This is a genomic window from Streptomyces sp. VTCC 41912, assembly GCF_045799175.1.
Classification (GTDB): Bacteria; Actinomycetota; Actinomycetes; order Streptomycetales; family Streptomycetaceae; genus Streptomyces; species Streptomyces albulus_C.
The window spans coordinates 1-1145 of sequence record NZ_JBJMAB010000096.1 but is presented as its reverse complement, the minus strand read 5'-3'; the positions used below and the strand labels follow the sequence as shown (position 1 = coordinate 1145).

1 protein-coding gene is annotated in these 1145 nt (G+C 69.7%); it reads right to left on the bottom strand.

Annotation, left to right across the window (positions count from 1 at the left end; translation table 11 throughout):
• Positions 1–1145 (bottom strand): acyltransferase domain-containing protein (locus ACJ6WD_RS41275; protein WP_407617812.1); only part of this gene is annotated, 1145 nt, incomplete at both ends.

The window sequence follows — 1145 nt, the reverse complement described above, 5'->3', positions numbered from 1 at the left end:
GCCAGGTCGTCCGTAAGGTGCGCGACGACCTCGTCCTCCGTCGCCTGGACGGCGATCATCGCACCGCCTTGCGGAAGTGCCTGCATCAACCGAGCACGGGCCGCCACCAAACGGCAGGCATCGCCCAACGAGAGCACGCCTGCGACGTGCGCCGCGGCGATCTCACCGATCGAGTGACCGGCGACGAAGTCCGGCCGCACACCCCAACTCTCCACCAGCCGGAACAGAGCGACTTCCACAGCGAACAACGCCGGCTGCGCCCAACCCGTCTCATTCAACCGATCGGCGTCACCACCCCACATCACCTCCCGCAACCCGACCTGCCCAGGCAGTTCAGCATCCAGACCATCGACGACCTCGTCCAACGCCCCCGCAAACACCGGGAACCGGCCGTACAACCCACGCCCCATACCGAGGCGTTGAGATCCCTGACCCGAGAAGAGGATCGCGTGGCGCCCCGTACGGGTACGGCCGACGACGGCGGCAGCGTCTGGGGCACCGGCAGCGATCGCCGTCAGCGCGCGGACCGCATCGGCATGGTCGGTCGCCAGCACCACCGCGCGGTGGTCGAACGCCGAGCGCGTCGTGGCCAACGAGTGTCCGAGGTCGAGCGGGCGCAGGTCGGGCCCCTCGCTCATGGTGAGCAGGAGGCGTTCGGCCTGGTCACGCAGTGCCTCGGGCGACTTTCCGGACAGCGGTAGCGGGACGACACCGGGCTCGGACCCGCTCGGCGCACCGTCCGCGGGCTCGACGGGTGCCGGGTGTTCGAGGATGACGTGGGCGTTGGTGCCGCTGATGCCGAACGAGGAGACGCCGGCGCGCCGGGCCCGGCCCGTCTCCGGCCAGGCGATCTCGTCCGTCAGCAGCTCGACCGCACCCGCACTCCAGTCCACGTGCGAGGACGGGGCATCGACGTGCAACGTCCGAGGCACCACGCCGTGCCGCATCGCCAACACCATCTTGATGACGCCCGCGACACCGGCAGCCGCCTGCGTGTGCCCGATGTTGGACTTCACCGAACCCAACAGCAACGGACGTTCAACGGCACGGTCCTGCCCATAAGTGGCCAGCAGCGCCTGGGCCTCGATCGGGTCACCGAGCGTCGTACCGGTACCGTGCGCCTCGACCACGTCGACATCCCCGGC